This is a genomic window from Streptomyces sp. NPDC092370 (assembly GCF_044755265.1).
In the GTDB taxonomy this organism is placed as follows: Bacteria; Actinomycetota; Actinomycetes; order Streptomycetales; family Streptomycetaceae; genus Streptomyces.
Genome location: NZ_JBIVQO010000018.1, coordinates 32,155 through 48,534, shown reverse-complemented (window position 1 = coordinate 48,534; position 16,380 = coordinate 32,155). Strand labels below are relative to the sequence as shown.

Genomic DNA, 16,380 nt, shown 5'->3' with positions numbered 1-16,380 from the left:
GGTGAACCCACACCTCCTTCGAACGTCGGACGTCGGCTGGCATCGGCTGTCGTCGGGGCGCGGGCGGGGCGGTCAGCCGGCGCCGGTCGCGGCGGTTTCGGTGTCGAGGACCTCGCAGTAGGCGGCCTCGGTCGCCGCGGCGATCCGGCCCCAGCCGTAGCGGCTCAGGACCCGGCGACGGCCGGCCGCCCCGCAGGCCGCGCGGGCCTCCGGATCGGCGAGCAGCCCGGCGACGGCGCCGGCCAGGGCCGCCGGATCGCGGGGCGGCACCAGCCGTCCGGTGCCGGGGTCGGCTACGGTGTCGAGCTGCCCGCCGACCGCGCTGGCCACCACGGGCACGCCGCAGGCCATGGCCTCCAGCGGGACGATGCCGAAGGGCTCGTAGTCGGCGGGGCACACCACCACGTCGGCGGAGCGCAGCAACGCCGGCACCTCCTCGCTGGGCAGGGCACCGGTGAAGCGGACCCGGTCGGCGACGCCGGCGTCCCGGGCGATGCCGCGCAGCCGCCGCACCTCCGAGTCGCCGTCGAGCCGGTCGGCGGGCGGCCCGCCGACCACGACCAGCTCCGTGCGGGGCAGCCGGGCCAGCGCGGCGATGGTCACCGCGGCGCCCTTGCGCGGTACCAGCCGGCCCAGCTGGAGGATCCGGTGCGGGTAGGGCCCGCGCGGAGCGGCCGGGCCCTTCGGCGTGAACCGGTCGGGGTCGACGCCGCACGGCACGATGCCCACCTGGTGCGGGGGGATGCCCATGCGGGCCAGTTCGTGGGCTTCGTCCCGGCAGGTGGCGATGACGCGGTCGCAGCCCAGCCCGACCTCGATCTCGCCCGGGATGCGTTCCGGCGGGCTGGTGTCGGCGAGCCGCTGGTGGCGCCGCTTCACCGTGCCGAGGGCGTGGTACGTGTGCAGCAGGGGCAGGCCGTGCTCGCGGGTGGCGCGCAGCGCGGCCAGGCCCGACATCCAGAAGTGGGAGTGCACGAGGTCGGGGGCCCGGGTGCGCCAGCTGCGGACGAGGTGGCGGCCGAACTCGTCCATGTGCGGCAGGAGCGCGTCCTTGGGGAGCGGTTCGGCCGGCCCGGCGGGCACGTGGTGGACCTCCACACCGTCGCGCAGCTCCACCCGGACGGGCAGGTCGGGCGCGTCGCGGCGGGTGTAGACGGTGACGCGGTGCCCCCGGTCGGCGAGTGCCCCTGCGAGGCAGGCGACATGGACGTTCTGTCCGCCGGCGTCGACTCCGCCGAGGGTGGCGAGGGGACTGGCGTGCTCGGAGACCAGCGCGATCGCGAGGACGCCGGGATCGCGCGGGTCGCCGCCGAAGGGTCCGGCGGGGAAGGGGCTGAGGGACGGCGTCATGAGCACACCTCCGTGATCAGGCGCTCCCAGTCGGTCAGGAAGCGCTTGAGCCCGTAGCGTTCGAGTGCCGCCTGGCGGGCGCGGGCTCCGTCGGCGGCCGCCGCCTCGGGTTCGTGGAGGTAGCGGCGGGCGGCGCGGGCCAGGACGTCGGGGCGGGTGGACAGGGCGCCCGCGCCGGGCGGGACGGCCTCCACCGCCTCGGTGGTGGCGAGCGCCAGGACGGGCATGCCCAGGTGCATGGCCTCCAGCAGCGACAGGCCGAGGGAGGTCCAGCGCACCGGGTGCAGGTACATGCGGCGTTCGGCCAGGGCGGTGTGCAGCTCGCTCTGCGGGAGGTCGGCGGTGCGGCACCGGCCGGGGGCCAGGCCGAGGTGCCCGGCCAGTCCCTCGGTTCCCATGCCGAAGACGTCGAGCGGGACATCCTGGGCGAGGGCGGGCAGCAGGTCCGTTCCGGTGTACCGGGCGCGCCGCACGGGTTCGTTGACCACGACGGCGGCGCGGGCGAGCCGGCCACTGTAGTGGTGGCCCGGGTCGACGATGCCGTGTTCGATCACCTCGGTGCGGGTGGTTCCGCTGTCCCAGAACAGCCGGTTGAAGTGCGTGACGTGCACGAGCGTCAGGTCGCCGCGGTCGGCGCACGGATGCCGGGTGTCGGGCACGTCCCGGTCGGGCGCGTTGTGCTCGAGGTACACCGCGGGCACGTCCCGGCCGGGGCGCCGCCCGCCGAGCCAGCGTTCGGCCAGCGCCGCCTCGTGCGGCCGCTGCAGAAGGACCAGGTCGACGGGCGTGTCGTGGAGTTCCTCGGGGGGGACCTCGCGTACCGACGCGGGCCAGGTGAAGGTGCGGGCCCGTCCCAGACCGTCCGGGCCGCGGTCGGGGGTGACGGGGACGAGGTAGGTGTGCGGGCCCTGGACGAAGGCGGTCGTCCAGGAGCCGTGCACGTGCCACAGCAGGATGTTCATACGGCCGCTCCTCGTTCGCTCTGTTCTCCCCGGTCCGCCGAGTGGTCCGTGAGGGCCGCCACGGCGTCGAGCACCTCGGCGTCGCCGACGCCGTCGAGGCAGGGGTGACCTGGCACCGGGCAGTGCCGTGCCCTGGTCCCCGCGCACGCGGCCCGCGGGTCGCCGAGCAGGACGTGCGGTACGCCGTAGGGGGCCCACCGCTCGGCCGGCACGACCGGCGCGAAGAGGCTGACGACGGGCGTTCCCACAGCGGCGGCGAGGTGCGCCGGGCCGGTGTTCCCGGCGATCAGGGCCCGGGCTCCGGCCAGGACCCCGGCCAGTTGGGGCAGGTCGGTGGCGCCGCCGAGGTCCAGGGCGTGCCGCCCGGCGACCCGTGCGGTCAGTTCGCGCTCGGCGCGCCCGCCCGTGACGACCACGCGGTGGCCCGCGGTGGACAGCGCGGCGACGGCCCGTGCCGCCCGCCCCGGGGTCCACGCCCGCGCGGGCACGGCCGCACCGGGGTGGAGGACGACGTAGGGCTCGGGGCCGGTGAGGTGGGTGGTGGCCGGCGGCGGCAGGACCCGCGGCCGGCCGTCGTCGCCGGGCGGCAGGGGGAAACCCGCCGCGGTCACCAGGTCGAGGGCGGCCAGTACCTCGTGCCGGTGCGGCATCCGGCGGTGCCTGAGGTCGAGGAGCGCGCCGGGGTAGTCCTCGCTGTCGGCCGCGGTCCATCCGATCCCGGCGAGCTTCAGCAGCAGGGCGATCGGCAGCGGGCTCTGGTGGTACGACACCAGCACCAGCGCCCGGTCGAAGCGGCCCGCGCTGAGCGTGCGCATCAGCTGCCGGGTGGCCGACCGCGTGACCGGCGGCGGATCCAGGCCGACCCACGGGGCGTCATGGATCAGCACGTCGTCGACGCCGGGCAGCATCCGCCCGGCCGCGGCGCCCTGGGGCCCGCAGAGCAGCGCGGTGTAGGAGGACCCGGCGGCCACGGCCCGTACGGCGGGCCCGGCCAGCAGGACGTCTCCGGAGCTGTCGAGGCGGACCACGAGGGTGCGGGGAGGGCGGGCACGGGACAACAGGGGGCTCATCGCGCCTCCCCCGTCGGCACGGCCGGGTCCAGGACGAGTCGTACGGCCTGCGGCAGGTCCGCCGCCGTGGCGTCGGCCGCCACGACCTCCTCGGCCCGGGTGACGTCCGTGGGCACCAACACCCCGCGGGCACCGGCCGCGCGCGCGGCTTCCATGTCCGCTCCGATGTCGCCGATCACCACGGTGCGGCCGGGCGGAACGGCGAGCCGGCGGCATGCCGCCAGGACCAGGCCGGGTGCCGGCTTGCGGCAGCCGCAGCCCTCCCCCGGGCCGTGCGGGCACACCGCCCAGACGGCGAACGGCCCGAGCAGTTCCTCCACGCGCAGCCGCACGTCCTCCACCTCACGGCGGGTCAGCAGGCCCCGGGCCACGCCCGACTGGTTGGTCACGACCCCGACGGGCACCCCGGCGGTGCGCACGGTGTCCACGGCCTCGCGGGCGCCCGGCATGAGCACGACGCGCGAGGGGTCGCCGTTGTAGGGCACGTCGGCGACGAGCGTGCCGTCGCGGTCGAAGAGGACGGCCGCGGGCAAGGGACTGTCCGGGGCGTGCGCGTGCTGCCGCACGTCCCCGGGGAGCAGCCAGGGGCCGAGGGGCGGCGTCATGACCGCAGCCGTTCCCGAACCGCCGGGCGGGGCGCGGTCGCCGGCTCGCCGTTGCCGGACGCGGTGAGCGGCCGGGCCCCCCGGTGCGCGAGCCGCCCGCGCAGCCAGTGCCAGGTCGCGGCGGGCGGGACGAGGGCGCTGGTCACCGTCATGGTGAGGATCTCGTCGCGAGTGCCCGGTCCGGGCAGGATCCGGGCGAGGGCGAACTCGGTGGTGCCGGCCAGCCATGCGGCGGCGCAGGCCGTGGCGGCCCGGGGCCGGCCCAGCAGAGCGCAGCCCAGCGCCGCCACACCCGCTCCGGTCACCGCCAGGTGCAGGGGCAGACGCCCGCGGGGTGCTTCCGCCCGGCGCCACCAGTGACGGCCGTGCAGCCGGGTCATCAGCACGTCGTCGGCGTTGCCCGCCTGGAGCCGGACGGAGACCCAGCGCCCGGCGGGCCGGACGGGGTGGGTGGTGGTGCGCCGGCCTCCGGAGAGCGTCCATCCGGCGTCGAGCATGCGCAGGGCGAGGTCGGCGTCCTCCCGGAAGGCCCGCCGGAACCGTTCGTCGAAGCCGCCCACGGCCGTCAGCGCGGCCCTGCGGTACGCCATGTCGGCGGTGATCCAGCGGGCGCCGGCGAGTCCGGCCGTGTTGCGCTCCCAGTCCGTGGGGCGCCAGCCTGCGGGCAGGGGCACCTCGATGCGGGCGGTGATCCCGGCGGTCCGCTCGGTCGCGGCGGCCAGGTCCAGGGTCAGGTCGTCGCCCCAGGTGGGCCCGGGGACGACGTCGTCGTCGAGGAAGACGATCCAGGGCACGTCACCGGCCGCCCGCCAGCCCAGGTTGCGTGCGGCGGCGGGCCCGCGCGCCCCGCCCGGCACGACCATGGTGCGCGCACGCAGGGACGGCGGGACGTGGGCGGTCAGCGGCACCCCGGCCGCGTCGGGCCGGTCGTCGACGAGGACCACGCGGACGGGTCCCGGCCCGGTCGCCTCGGCGAGGGCGTGCAGGCAGGCGCCCAGACTGGGCCGGCCGAGGGTGGGGATCACGACGGCGTACTCGGCGTCGCCCGCCGGGGCGTCGGGTGCGGTCATCGGGGGTCTCCGGCGTCGTCGCTGCGGGAGTCGGTACGGAAGAGGTCGCCTCGCCGGATCGCGTACGGGCCGATGGCCAGCAGGTCGACGGGCGAGGAGCCGAAACACTCCAGGGCGTCGCGCGGGTCGTCGACCATGGGACGCCCGGCGGTGTTGAGGCTGGTGTTGACCACCACGGGCACTCCGGTGAGCCGCTCGAACTCGCCGAGCATCCGGGCCACGAGCGGTTCGCGGGCCGGGTCGACGGTCTGGATGCGGGCGGTGCCGTCCACGTGCACGACGGCGGGGATGCGGTCCCGCCAGGCGGGGGCCACGTCGTGCACGAACAGCATGTACGGGCTGGGCAGCGGGCCGTCGAAGATGTCGGCCGCGCGGTCGGCGAGGACCATCGGGGCGACGGGCCGGAACTGCTCGCGGCCCTTGACGTCGTTGAGCCGTTCCAGGTTGCCGGCGTGCCCGGGGTGGGCCAGCAGGGAGCGGTGGCCGAGGGCCCGGGGACCGTACTCGGAGCGGCCCTGGAACCAGGCGACGATCCCGTTGTCCGCCAGGGCGCGGGCGACGGTGGCGGCGATGTCCGGGGGCCGCTCGAAGGGTACGGCCGCGGTCTTCAGCCAGGCCGCGAGTTCGGCGTCGGACCACTCCCGGCCGAGGTCGGCGCCGGCCATGGCCTCCGGCTCCTCGCCCGCCACGGCGGACAACAGCAGGGCGCCGCCCAGGGCGGTACCGGCGTCGCCCGCCGCGGGCTGCACCCAGACCCGGGAGAAGGGGCCCTCGCGGGCGATGCGGGAGTTGGCCACGCAGTTGAGGGCGACGCCGCCGGCGAGGGTGAGCACCCGGTCGTGGGTCCGGCCGTGCAGCCAGCGCACCAGGTCGAGCAGGGTCTCCTCCAGCACGGCCTGGGCGGCGGCGGCGACGTCGGCGTGGTCCTGCGTCCATGGCTCGTCCGGCCCGCGGGGCGGACACAGCTCGTGCCAGGGCACGCCGGTGGCGTGGAAGCCGCCGTCGCCGGTCGGATACACGTGGCGGCGCAGTTCGGTGAGCATGCGGGGCCTGCCGTGCGAGGCGAGGGCCATCACCTTGAACTCGTCGGAGGAGCGCAGGAAGCCGAGGTGCTCGGTGAGTTCCTCGTAGATCAGCCCGAGCGAGTGCGGCAGGTCCTGGGCGTGCAGCGCCTCCAGGCGGTCGCCGACGCGGCGGGCGGCCAGGTGGGAGGCGCGTTCGCCGCGGCCGTCGAGGACGAGGACGGAGGAGTTCTTGGCGTCCGGTGCGGCGAAGGCACTGGAGGCGGCGTGGGCCATGTGGTGCGGCACGAAGCGGACGACGGCCGGGTCGAGGCCCGGCAGGGCGGTCCCCAGGAAGCCGGGTGCCTCGCGGGCGTAGGTCAGCCGCAGGTGGTCCCAGGGGTCGTCCAGCCCCATCTCCTCGGCCGGCCGGGCGAGGGCCGGGTCGAAGGAGTAGGCGACCGCGTCGAGGTCCTGCGGGCGCAGCCCGGCCCGCTTCAGGCACCATGCGGCGGCCCGCTCGGGCAGTTCCCAGGCGGAGAACGGCAGGGGTCTCTTGCCGTGCTTGCGGCGGGAGAACCGCTCCTCCTCGGCGGCTGCGACGGTCCGTCCGTCGATCACCAGGGCGGCGGCGGGGTCGTGGAAGAGGGCGTTGATTCCGAGAATGCGCATGGGGAGGCGGGCCTTTCGGCGGTCGGGTGCCGGACGCGGCGGTGCGGGTGCCCGGGCGGGGTCACTCCTCGGTACTGGCCTCGCGGAACCAGGCGATCGTGCGCCGCAGGCCCTCCTCGGCACGCACCTGCGGGTCCCAGCCGAGCTTGTCGCGGGCCAGCGTGATGTCCGGGCAGCGCACGGCCGGGTCGTCCACGGGGCGTTCGATGTAGCGGATCTCCGAGGAGGACTCGGCGAGTTCGACGACCAGGCGCGCCAGGTCGAGCATGGTGATCTCGGTCGGGTTGCCGATGTTGACGGGTCCGCGCATGCCGTGGGCGGCGGCGGCGAGGACGCCGCGCACGGTGTCGTCGACGTAGCACAGCGAACGGGTCTGGCGGCCGTCGCCGGTCACGGTGAGGGGATCGCCGGCCAGGGCCTGCCGTACGAAGGTCGGCACCGCGCGTCCGTCGTGGCCGCGCATCCGGGGGCCGTAGGTGTTGAACAGCCGCACGATGCAGGTGTCGGTGCCGTGGGTGTCGGCGTGGGCGGTGGTCAGCGCCTCGCCGAAACGCTTGGCCTCGTCGTAGACGCTGCGCGGGCCGACGGGATTGACGTTGCCCCAGTAACGCTCGTCCTGCGGATTCTGCAGCGGGTCGCCGTAGACCTCGGAGGTCGAGGCGAGGACGAAGCGGGCGCGGGAGGAGTGGGCGAGCTCCAGAGCGTTGCGGGTACCGAGGCTGCCGGTCTCCATGGTGTGCAGTGGGAGGCGCAGGTAGTCGGCCGGGGACGCCGGGGAGGCGAAGTGCAGGACGAGGTCCGGCGGCCGTCTGATCCGCAGTCCTTCGGTGACGTTCGCCTGCACCAGCGTGAAGCCACGCTGTTCGAGCAGCGGCGATATGTTCTCGGGCCGGCCGGTGCTGAAGTCGTCCACGCAGGTGACGGCCGTGCCCGCCTTCAGCAGGGCGGCGCACAGATGGGAGCCGACGAACCCGGCGCCGCCGGTGACGACGGCGTGTTCCCAGTTGCGCGAGAGTGCGGTGGCCATGTCGGTCTCTCCTCCGTCGGCGGTGCAGCGCGGCACGACGGGGGCGCCCCGGACCGCCGAACGCGGACCGGGAGGCCGTCGAGCCCACGATCAGCGTCCGCCGACCGTGCGCGCGCGGCACGGTCGCTTACGTCAAACCGGTGAGTCACGGAGGGTGAAGACGGGCGGCCGAGGCGTCTCCGCGCAGGTCGGCACGGTGAGCCCCGAGGCGTCAGGCGATCAGCGTGCGGCCCGGGTTCAGACGGTCGAGGAGCTGGTCCTGGTGCAGATCGGCGACGGGGGCGAGCAGGTCGGGGTGGCGCAGAAGGGCGGCGGCCTTCCGGTCGCCGTCGTCGGGGGCGGTCAGCCGGCGGAACTCGGCTCGCGATCCGGTGCTGTGGCTGCCGTCGGCGAGCGCGGTCACGGCCCGGGCGGCCAGCTCCGGATCGGTGAGCAGACAGGCCGCCCAGCTGGCCACGACCTCGTCCACCCAGGTGCGCCAGGCGTGCGCGTCCGTGTCGTCGCCGAGGGCCGCGTCGGCGCCGGTGATCCAGTCGAGCCTCCCGGAGCCGCCCGGCCCCGCCATGCCGAGCAGGGCGGCGTCCATGGCCGTCGGGTACCTCAGCCAGGCCGCCACGGTCACGGCCTGCCGGGCCTGGACCTCGCACAGGGCGGAGGCCAGCGCGCCGCCGGAGGCGGGAAAGGCTCGGGTCAGCCACTGGGCGGTCGCCGCGATGACAGGGGAGAGATCTGCTTGCACTGCCGGGCCGTCCGAGGGAAGGGAGCGGGATCTGGTCGTAGACGGTAACCGGCGCTTCCTCCACCCGGACGTGATCGGGGCCTCGTCCGTGACGTGGCCTCGGCCACACCCGCCGACGCCCCGGAGCGGCGCGGGGGTCGCGGGAACCCGGCATGAGGGCCCTGGACCGGCCCCGCGGAGCGACGGCCGTCCTCCGTTTGGCCGCCACACGGGCCGGGCACCCGGCCCGCGTGTTGTCTCACGGACACGAATCCGCTGGTCCGGTCCGGTCCACAGGTACCCGGTCGCCGGTGCGCACGCTGCGCTTCGACGGCTGGATAGCGGGGATCGGCACGGCCTCCGGCGTCCGTGTCGTGCTCGGGCATTGGCCCCGGTCGCCGTTCGGCCCGTTCAGCGACGTGATGGTGGAGGAGGCCGACGGGCACCGGCTGCTGCTGGCGCCCACGCGCGAGACGGCGGACTTCGTCGCCGGCACGTACGTCTTCGACGAGGTCCGGGTCGTACCGGTCGAGGTGGCGATCACCGGCCGGCGGCACTGGAGCGTCACGGCCCCGCCGCTCGATCTGCGCTTCGGCACCGGCCGCCGGACCCTGCCGGGCCTCGCGCTGCGCGCGGTGCCGGGCCCGCTCGCCACCCACCCGGGCTGGATCGCGCTGTGGGACCGGCCCGCCCGTCTGCTGCTGGGAGCGCGCACCCACGGCAGTGCCCGCCCCGGACGGCACCAGTGGTACGGCGCCCGGGACCTGCACCCGGTCACCTCGGCCACCGTCACCCGCGGGGGCGAGAGCCTCGGCGCCCTCGCCCCGGTCGAGCCTCCCGTGCGCTTCGGGACCGGCTCGACGCCCCGCCCTCCCTGTCTCGTACGGATCACCACGAGGGTGGCCGTGGAGCAGGACCGGAGTACGACAGGAGTCGCGTCATGACGGAACAGCGAGCGGATTCCCCGGACGCCCGGCGTGCCCCGGCCACCGACATGTCCCTGCTGGGGATCTACCTCAACGACCATCTCGCCGGCGCCACCGCGGGGACCGCGCGCGTGCGCTACCTGCTGCGATCGTGCACCGGCTCGCCGCTCGCCGACGCGCTGGCCCCGGTAGCCGCCGAGATGGCCGACGACCGGACGAGCCTGCTCCGGATCATGCGGCGCCTCGACGTGCCGGTACGGCGCTACAAGGTCTACGCGGGCCGGGCGGCCGAGCAGGTGGGGCGGCTGAAGAGCAACGGCAGCCTGGTACGGCGCTCCCCGCTCAGCACCCTGTGGGAGCTGGAGGCGCTGGCGCTCGGGGTGGAAGGCAAACTGGCGGGCTGGGAGACCCTCCGCGATCTCGCCAGTACGGACGAGCGGCTCGACGCCGGACGGCTGGACGAGCTCGTCGAACGAGCCCGGCGGCAGCACGCCACGCTGGACGAGCTGCGTCACCGGCAGGTCGAGGTCGCCTTCCGCGGCGCCTGAGCGACCGGGCGGCTCACCAGAACCTGCTGCTGAGGGCGGGCTGATGGGTCAGTTGCACGGCGTCGCGCAGTCGCAACGCGACGCTGATGGTGGCACGCAGGGCGGACGGACGGACGGACTGGGCGGTCTCGGTGGCGAGGACGAGCAGGCAGGCCGCCGCCTGCTCGACGACCGAGACGGGCAGGATGAAGTCGTTGTCGGCGGCCGTGCGGAAGGCCTTCAGGGGGATCGCCGCGCCGTCGATGGCCCGGTGCGCGGCCTGCTCCAGGTGCTGTGCGGCCTGTTCGCACACGGGGGCGGGCAGGGCGATGGTGCGCTGGAACGGTGAACTCGTCATGACCCGACTGCTCCCCCGCCGGTGGCCGGTTCTGTCGGCCGGCGGCGGGATTTCACCGTCCCGCGTGACCGGCGCGTGGCGAATGTCCCGGCCTCGAAACAGGCCTCTTCCCCGTCGCGGCGGGACCCGCGGCCATCTGCTCGGCGGTGCGCTGGCGTCGATACTCGTCGGCCCGTACACCGGGGGGCAGTGGGGCAACGGCCGCCGGGGTCGAGAGCTCCGCTCCTGCGATCGGCTCACCGGGCAACGGACCGGGGAGCACACGGAAGTGACCACACGGGGGTATCGGATTGTTCCGCACCGCGTCCCGCCCGAACGCCGGTGTGTCTTCGCCGTCGGCTGTGTCGCCGCCCTCGGCATCGCCGCGGCCGCGGTTCCGGCCGCCGTCTCGGCCGTCGACGACCGCTGCACCGCGCAGGAGATCCACACCTTCCTGGAGGACTTCTACGGGGAGCAGGGCCCGGTGACTTCGCCCGCGCGTACGGCATCTCGCCGCACCCCAGGGAGAAGGTCGCCGACGATCCGGACGACGTCCTGCTCTGCGCGCAGAACATCCCGTCCTCCATCGACGTCGGCCCGGTCGCCACGGCCCAGTCCGCGCGGGTCGGCTGGGTGACCGCGAGCACCGACTGGAACGGCGGCTTTGACATGGCCGAATCAGCGCGTACGTCGACCTCGACGCCACGCGGCCGAGCCAGCTGCTCGACGTCGGCTGCGGGTCGGAAGGCTGAGCGGCGCGGCCGTACGCTGAGTGCCGATCGACGCGCCGAGAAGGAGTACGGATGACCGCCCGAGCGGATGTCGTGGCCCGGCTCACCGGCAGGGCGGTCAGGGACGAACGGCCCCTGACGGGAGCTCTTTCCGAGGCCACTCTGGACGACGGTCGGGTCGTGGTCGTCAAGCGGTCCGACGCGCCGGAGGCGGCACGGGCCGAGGCGGCGGGGCTGCGGTGGCTGGCTGCCGCCGGGAGCGTGCGGGTGCCGGAGGTGCACGGACATGAAGAGGGCTGGCTGGTCATCGACCGCGTGCCCGAAGGACGGGCGAACCGGCGGGCGGCGGTGCGCTTCGGCCGGGACCTGGCGGCGCTGCACGCCGCCGGGGCACCGGCGTTCGGCGCGCCGCCGCCGAACGGACCGGCGGACGCGTACATCGGGCTCGCGCCGATGCGCAACGAGCCCGCTGCCGACTGGCCGTGCTGGTACGCCGAGCAGCGAGTGCTGCCGTACCTGCGGCAGGCGGTCGATCAGGGCACCGTCCGGGCCGGCGAGACCACCGTCGTGGAGCGGCTGTGCGAGCGACTGCGGGATCTGGCGGGACCGGCCGAGCCGCCCGCACGGTTGCACGGCGACCTGTGGAGCGGGAACGTGCTGTGGGCGGGCGACGGGCAGGTCCGGCTGATCGACCCGGCCGCGCACGGCGGGCACCGGGAGACGGACCTGGCGATGCTGCGGCTGTTCGGCTGCCCTCACCTGGAGCAGGTTCTGGACGGCTACCAGGAGGTCGCGCCGCTCGCCGACGGCTGGGACGGCCGGGTCGGCGTGCACCAGCTGTTCCCTTTGCTGGTGCACGCCGTGCTGTTCGGCCGGGGCTACGCGGAACAGGCGCTCGCTGCGGCCCGTACGGCCCTGTCGGGGTGACCGGTCAGCGGGTCACGACGTGCCGTTCGTCGGGGACGCAGTGGGTCATGGTGAGGCCCTCGACGTCCCGCGGCTTGTTCTTGCCGAGGTTGGACAGGCGTTCGCGGTCGTCGTCCGTGAGGTCCTGGCTCGCCAGCGGCTCCAGACCGGCCACGTCCTCGGGGCCGATGCCCAGGCCCTCGCCGACCCGCAGACCGAGGTCGTTCTCGACCAGCAGGAAGTGCCAGACCATGCGCTCCTGGATGGCCCGGTCGCACTGGGACAGTTGACCGATGAAGTTCTTCACCAGGTCGTCGCGCTCCCAGTCCTCCAGCAGCAGATAGCGCTGACCGGCCTGGAGGTAGTCGTTGGTGCGCGGGATGCGCTTGCGGGTGAGCCGGCCGGTGATCTCCGGGCCCTGCTCGTCATGGGTCGGGTACTGCGCCTCGCGCAGGCCGCCGGTGATCGACGGCTCGTAGTTGACCTGCGGGTTCTCCCCGCCGCCGTCCTGGTGGTAGGCCATCTGGCCGTCGCGCTGGTTGGTCCGCACGTCGGCGTTCTTCGCCTGGTTGACGGGCAGCTGGAGGTAGTTCGGACCGACCCGGTAGCGCTGGGTGTCGCTGTAGGAGAAGGTCCGGCCGACGAGCATCTTGTCGTCGGAGAAGTCCAGGCCGTCGACCAGGACACCGGTACCGAAGGAGATCTGCTCGTTCTCGGCGAAGAAGTTCTCCGGCATGCGGTCGAGCACCATCCGGCCCACCGGCTTCGGCGGGAAATCCTGCTCGGGCCAGGTCTTGGTGTCGTCCAGCGGGTCGAAGTCGAGCTCCGGGTGGTCGTGGTCGTCCATCATCTGGACGAGCAGCTCCCATTCCGGGTGGTCGCCGCGGGCGACGGCCTCGTACAGGTCCTTGGTGGCGTGGCCGAGGGTCTCGGCCTGGACGTTGGCCGCGTCCTCCTCGGTCATGCTGCGCACGCCCTGCTTGGGCATCCAGTGGTACTTGACCAGCTTGGTCTCGCCGTCGGCGTTGACCCACTTGTAGGTGTTGACGCCGAAGCCCTGCATGTGGCGGTAGTCGGCGGGGATGCCGCGCGGGCTGAACAGGTTGACCAGCATGTGCATGGCCTCGGGCGTCTGCGACATGAAGTCGAAGATCCGGTTCGGCTGCTGCTCGAAGGTCACCGGGTCCGGCTTCAGGGCGTGGATGACGTCCGGGAACTTGATGGCGTCGCGGATGAAGAAGACGCCCAGGTTGTTGCCGACCAGGTCCCAGTTGCCGTCCTCGGTGTAGAACTTGACGGCGAAACCGCGCGGATCGCGGGCGGCCTCGGAGGAGTCCCGGCCGCCGATGACGGTGGAGAAGCGGACGGCCACATCGGTGCGCTTGCCGCGCTCCTGGAACAGCTTGGCCCGCGTGTAGCGGCTGATCGGCTCGTCCCCCCAGGTGCCGTAGGCCTCGAAGTGGCCGTAGGCGGTGACGCCGCGGGCGTGCACGACGCGCTCGGGGATGCGTTCCCGGTCGAAGTGGCTGATCTTCTCCAGGAACTGGTAGTTCTCCAGCGTGGCCGGACCGCGGGCGCCGACCGTGCGCTGGTTCTGGTTGTCGTGGACCGGATGGCCCTGGCGGTTGGTGAGTACCTTGCGGTCGTCGCCCGGTGCGGGGCCGGTGCCGGATACGTCCGTCATGTGTGGGGGCTCCTTCGGCTCGTGGCCGGCGGCCGGCCGGGTCGGCACCCTGAACGGCCGCCCGGCCGGTCCTGGCGGGACGGGCCGAGTACCCGGCGGGACGGGATCACTCACGCGTCGGGGGCCTCATCCGGGACGGCGCACTGCCACTACGCTCCGTCACCCGGGTCCGTGCAGAGGGACCGGATCTCCGAGAGAAGGGCGGGCCAGTCCTCGCCGTACGTGACGACGGCCGCGTACACCGCGTCCACGGCCGCCTGGAGCGGGTCGGGTTCGGCGGCTCCGGTCACGGCGGGGAGGGCCGTGTGGGGCTGCGAGAGGCGCACGGACGGATCCGGTGGGCCGATGACGACGAACATGCCGCACTCGCCGGGCTTTGAGGCCGGCGGCGGACTCGACGGCCGGTCGCCGGCGGGGTCCGAGTCCGGCGGCGAGCTCATCTCCCGTGCGACGGCCCTCGCGGGACCGGCCACCCACGTGGCCGCTTCTTCGGGCGACAGGGCGACGGCGCCCGTAGACCAGGGCGAGGGCTGGAAGGGCGGCCGCTCCGGCGGGACGGCCCGGCCGACGGTCCGGTCCGGGAAGTCCGGGTCGGAGCTGAGGGCATGCCACATGCGGGCGTCGTCGTCGAAGGGCGGGGGCAGCGGGCGGTCTTCGTCCAGGGCGGTGAGCGCGTCGGCGACCCAGCCGAGGGCGGTGAGACCCGCGGCCTCACAGGCGCGGTGGGCCGCGCACCGGGCCACCGCACGCTGAACGGCGGGGCCCGCGGCGTCGAGGTCGTGCAGGAGAGCGGGGTCGAACTCGAGCAGGCCGCTGACGTTCCCTCGCAGCTCGCGCAGTGTCGCGCTCGGCGACCGGCCACCCCACCGGTGGCGTTCGAAGGCGAGGAGGCGTTCCCGCTCGGCCGTCTCCTCGGCGAGACGGGCCCGCTGTTCGGCCTCCGCGCGTTCGGCCGGGGTCGGCGGGGGCGGCAGCTTCCGGGCGTAGTCGTGCCAGAAGGCGGCGTTGCGCGAGGTCTGCCTCAGCACGCGGTCGCGCTCCGGCGGGGCCGGCCAGAACTGCAGCAGGTAGCGGTCCAGTGGGGGTTCGCCGTCGAGCCGGGTGTCCTTCTCGGCTGCTCGGTCCATGCCCGAGGCGCAGTACCGCACCCGGTAGTCGGTCTCCTCCAGAGCGAGCAGCCAGGAGCCCTCCCCCGCCCACTGCACGAGCGCGCTGTCCGCCGAGACCGGGCGGAAGGACACCTCGACCACGTCCTCCCAGGAAGGGTCCAGTGTTGGGCTCGTGTCGTGCACCTCGACCGTGAAGCCGACGTCGCCGGTGTGCAGGCCGGTGTTCAGCCACAGCGCACCCGGTGTCGCTGCCCCGCACAGCCCCGCGCTCTGCCCGGCGAACGCCTCGGCGAGACCCGGCCCGAAGCTGTCCGGGTCGCTCTCGACGTAGATCTGCCCGTAGTGCACATGAACCTCTCCCTCGACCGGCCTGCGCACGATCACGTCCTCCTCGCGTGGGGATGGAAGGGTGAGCCGGGTGCATCGTGGCATGTGGCACTGACAATCAGCGGCGGCCACGGGAGAGGAGAGGTATGCGGCACGTCTACTGGATCGGCGGCGGGAGCGGCGCGGGCAAGTCGACGATCGCCCGCCGGCTCGCCGAGCGGCACGGCTGGTATGTCTACTCGGCCGACGACGTGATGGCGGATCACGCCCGCCGGACCGACGCAGGGCAAGCGCCGTTCCTGCACGCGTTCATGGCCATGGACATGGACCAACGATGGGTCGAACGGTCCCCCGAGACGATGCTGGAGACGTTCCACTGGTTCAGTGGTGAGGCATTAGGCCTGATCCTCCAGGATCTCGCGCTCGTGCCGCGTCGGACACCTGTGGTCGTCGAAGGGTTCCGGCTCTTGCCCCACCTGGTGAGGCCGTTGCTCACCGGACCCGGAGAGGCGGTCTGGCTGCTTCCCACGCCGGAATTTCGCCAGGTCGCCTTCAGCAGCCGTGCCGCACCGGAGGGACGCTTCACGCGCAAGACACGCGATCCGGAGCGGGCCGAACACAACATCGCCGTACGGGACGCCCTGTTCACGGAGCGGCTGCGCGAGGAGACCGGACGCCTGGGGCTGCCCGCCCTCACGGTGGACGGCACAATGACCGAGGAGGAACTCGCCGAGCGGGTCGCTGAAGTCTTCCGCCTCTGACACGGAAAAGGGCCCGGGCCCCGTTCGGGATCCGGGCCCTGGAAGGCCGGTGCGACTCAGCCTTCCTGAAGGCGTGCGCGCAGCAGCCTCTTGCCCAGTTCGGCGCCCTTGCGGCTGTCCGCCTGGGCCTTGCGGAACAGGTCCGCGACCTCGGTGTCCTTGGCGCGCTCCGCGTCCTGGATGTAGCTCTCCAGGCGCAGGGCATTGTTCAGGCACGCCTCGACATACCAGATGAGGTTGTAGTCCTTGTCCTGCGTACCGGTCACACCGCCGGTCTCCGATCCACTGCTCATGCGGGCCTCCTTCTCGCGGAGCGGACCAATTCAGGCGCCGGACGGGTACCCGCCCTCCGGTCGGGTACACAGCCGGTGTCCGTCACGTGGGGTGATCACCGCGTCACGCGAAGCCCGGACCGGCCGGGCAGAACTGTACGCACCACCGACTTCCCTCCCTGGTACGGCAATTCAGGCAGTCGGCACGGAAGCGGCCAGACGGCGATCACTTTCGGAACGAAGACGTGCTCCACCGTGCGAGACCGATCGATGACGGTGTGTACTGTGCTGCGGGTGGCTCGCCAGAGCACCTCGGACCCAGCCC

General features: G+C 73.9%; 16 protein-coding genes. 4 read left to right on the top strand and 12 right to left on the bottom strand.

The genetic code is table 11. From position 1 onward, the window contains the following. Positions 1–72 precede the first annotated feature (72 nt). The 8 genes from ACIQHQ_RS35295 to ACIQHQ_RS35260 form a co-directional block, all read right to left on the bottom strand. Positions 73–1,350 (bottom strand): glycosyltransferase, encoded by a 1,278-nt coding sequence (locus tag ACIQHQ_RS35295; RefSeq protein ID WP_402620244.1) that lies wholly within the window; start codon positions 1,348–1,350, stop codon positions 73–75. Beyond that, positions 1,347–2,312, bottom strand: a complete 966-nt coding sequence (locus tag ACIQHQ_RS35290) for a glycosyltransferase (RefSeq protein WP_402620241.1) — start codon at positions 2,310–2,312, stop codon at positions 1,347–1,349. The genes ACIQHQ_RS35295 and ACIQHQ_RS35290 overlap by 4 nt, the downstream gene beginning before the upstream one ends. Beyond that, positions 2,309–3,382: a glycosyltransferase family 9 protein gene (locus ACIQHQ_RS35285; RefSeq protein WP_402620238.1), complete on the bottom strand. Its 1,074-nt coding sequence runs from the start codon at positions 3,380–3,382 to the stop codon at positions 2,309–2,311. Before ACIQHQ_RS35285 ends, ACIQHQ_RS35290 begins: the two co-directional genes overlap by 4 nt. Next, positions 3,379–3,987 carry a D-glycero-alpha-D-manno-heptose-1,7-bisphosphate 7-phosphatase gene (locus tag ACIQHQ_RS35280; RefSeq protein WP_402620235.1) on the bottom strand — a complete coding sequence of 203 codons (609 nt, stop codon included), beginning with the start codon at positions 3,985–3,987 and terminating at the stop codon, positions 3,379–3,381. Before ACIQHQ_RS35280 ends, ACIQHQ_RS35285 begins: the two co-directional genes overlap by 4 nt. After that, entirely contained in the window at positions 3,984–5,057 is a 1,074-nt protein-coding gene (locus tag ACIQHQ_RS35275) for a glycosyltransferase family 2 protein (RefSeq protein WP_402620232.1), read from the bottom strand. Before ACIQHQ_RS35275 ends, ACIQHQ_RS35280 begins: the two co-directional genes overlap by 4 nt. Then, positions 5,054–6,730: a carbamoyltransferase gene (locus ACIQHQ_RS35270; RefSeq protein WP_402620229.1), complete on the bottom strand. Its 1,677-nt coding sequence runs from the start codon at positions 6,728–6,730 to the stop codon at positions 5,054–5,056. The genes ACIQHQ_RS35275 and ACIQHQ_RS35270 overlap by 4 nt, the downstream gene beginning before the upstream one ends. Before the next feature lie 61 nt (positions 6,731–6,791). Further along, positions 6,792–7,757 carry an NAD-dependent epimerase/dehydratase family protein gene (locus tag ACIQHQ_RS35265; RefSeq protein WP_402620226.1) on the bottom strand — a complete coding sequence of 322 codons (966 nt, stop codon included), beginning with the start codon at positions 7,755–7,757 and terminating at the stop codon, positions 6,792–6,794. Between the two features lie 211 nt (positions 7,758–7,968). Further along, positions 7,969–8,496 carry a hypothetical protein gene (locus ACIQHQ_RS35260; RefSeq protein ID WP_402620223.1) on the bottom strand — a complete coding sequence of 176 codons (528 nt, stop codon included), beginning with the start codon at positions 8,494–8,496 and terminating at the stop codon, positions 7,969–7,971. Positions 8,497–8,786: 290 nt separating this feature from the next. Here ACIQHQ_RS35260 and ACIQHQ_RS35255 point away from each other — a divergent pair, with 290 nt between their 5' ends. Next, positions 8,787–9,419: a hypothetical protein gene (locus ACIQHQ_RS35255; protein WP_402620220.1), complete on the top strand. Its 633-nt coding sequence runs from the start codon at positions 8,787–8,789 to the stop codon at positions 9,417–9,419. Continuing rightward, positions 9,416–9,949, top strand: a complete 534-nt coding sequence (locus ACIQHQ_RS35250) for a hypothetical protein (protein ID WP_402620217.1) — start codon at positions 9,416–9,418, stop codon at positions 9,947–9,949. The genes ACIQHQ_RS35255 and ACIQHQ_RS35250 overlap by 4 nt, the downstream gene beginning before the upstream one ends. A gap of 13 nt (positions 9,950–9,962) precedes the next feature. Here ACIQHQ_RS35250 and ACIQHQ_RS35245 read toward each other — a convergent pair whose 3' ends face one another. Then, on the bottom strand, positions 9,963–10,286 hold the full coding sequence (locus ACIQHQ_RS35245) for a hypothetical protein (protein ID WP_402620214.1): 324 nt from the start codon (positions 10,284–10,286) through the stop codon (positions 9,963–9,965). Positions 10,287–11,068: 782 nt separating this feature from the next. Here ACIQHQ_RS35245 and ACIQHQ_RS35240 point away from each other — a divergent pair. Beyond that, a complete protein-coding gene (locus ACIQHQ_RS35240; RefSeq protein WP_402620211.1) occupies positions 11,069–11,923 on the top strand; it encodes a fructosamine kinase family protein in 855 nt (284 codons plus the stop codon). A gap of 4 nt (positions 11,924–11,927) precedes the next feature. Here ACIQHQ_RS35240 and ACIQHQ_RS35235 read toward each other — a convergent pair whose 3' ends face one another. Together ACIQHQ_RS35235 and ACIQHQ_RS35230 are read right to left on the bottom strand one after the other, a co-directional pair. After that, a complete protein-coding gene (locus ACIQHQ_RS35235; protein WP_402620208.1) occupies positions 11,928–13,586 on the bottom strand; it encodes a catalase in 1,659 nt (552 codons plus the stop codon). 149 nt (positions 13,587–13,735) lie between these two features. Beyond that, the gene (locus ACIQHQ_RS35230; RefSeq protein WP_402620206.1) at positions 13,736–15,073 is read right to left on the bottom strand and encodes a hypothetical protein; all 1,338 of its coding nucleotides are present in this window, start codon (positions 15,071–15,073) and stop codon (positions 13,736–13,738) included. Between the two features lie 95 nt (positions 15,074–15,168). On the opposite strand from ACIQHQ_RS35230, the gene ACIQHQ_RS35225 reads away from it, so the two are divergent. Continuing rightward, positions 15,169–15,783, top strand: coding sequence for a hypothetical protein (locus ACIQHQ_RS35225; protein ID WP_402620203.1), 615 nt, complete (start codon positions 15,169–15,171; stop codon positions 15,781–15,783). Positions 15,784–15,839: 56 nt separating this feature from the next. Here the strand turns inward: ACIQHQ_RS35225 and ACIQHQ_RS35220 are convergent, their stop codons facing one another. Beyond that, complete coding sequence (locus ACIQHQ_RS35220; protein WP_390988466.1) at positions 15,840–16,076, bottom strand: hypothetical protein; 237 nt, start codon at positions 16,074–16,076, stop codon at positions 15,840–15,842. Between the last annotated feature and the right edge of the window lie 304 nt (positions 16,077–16,380).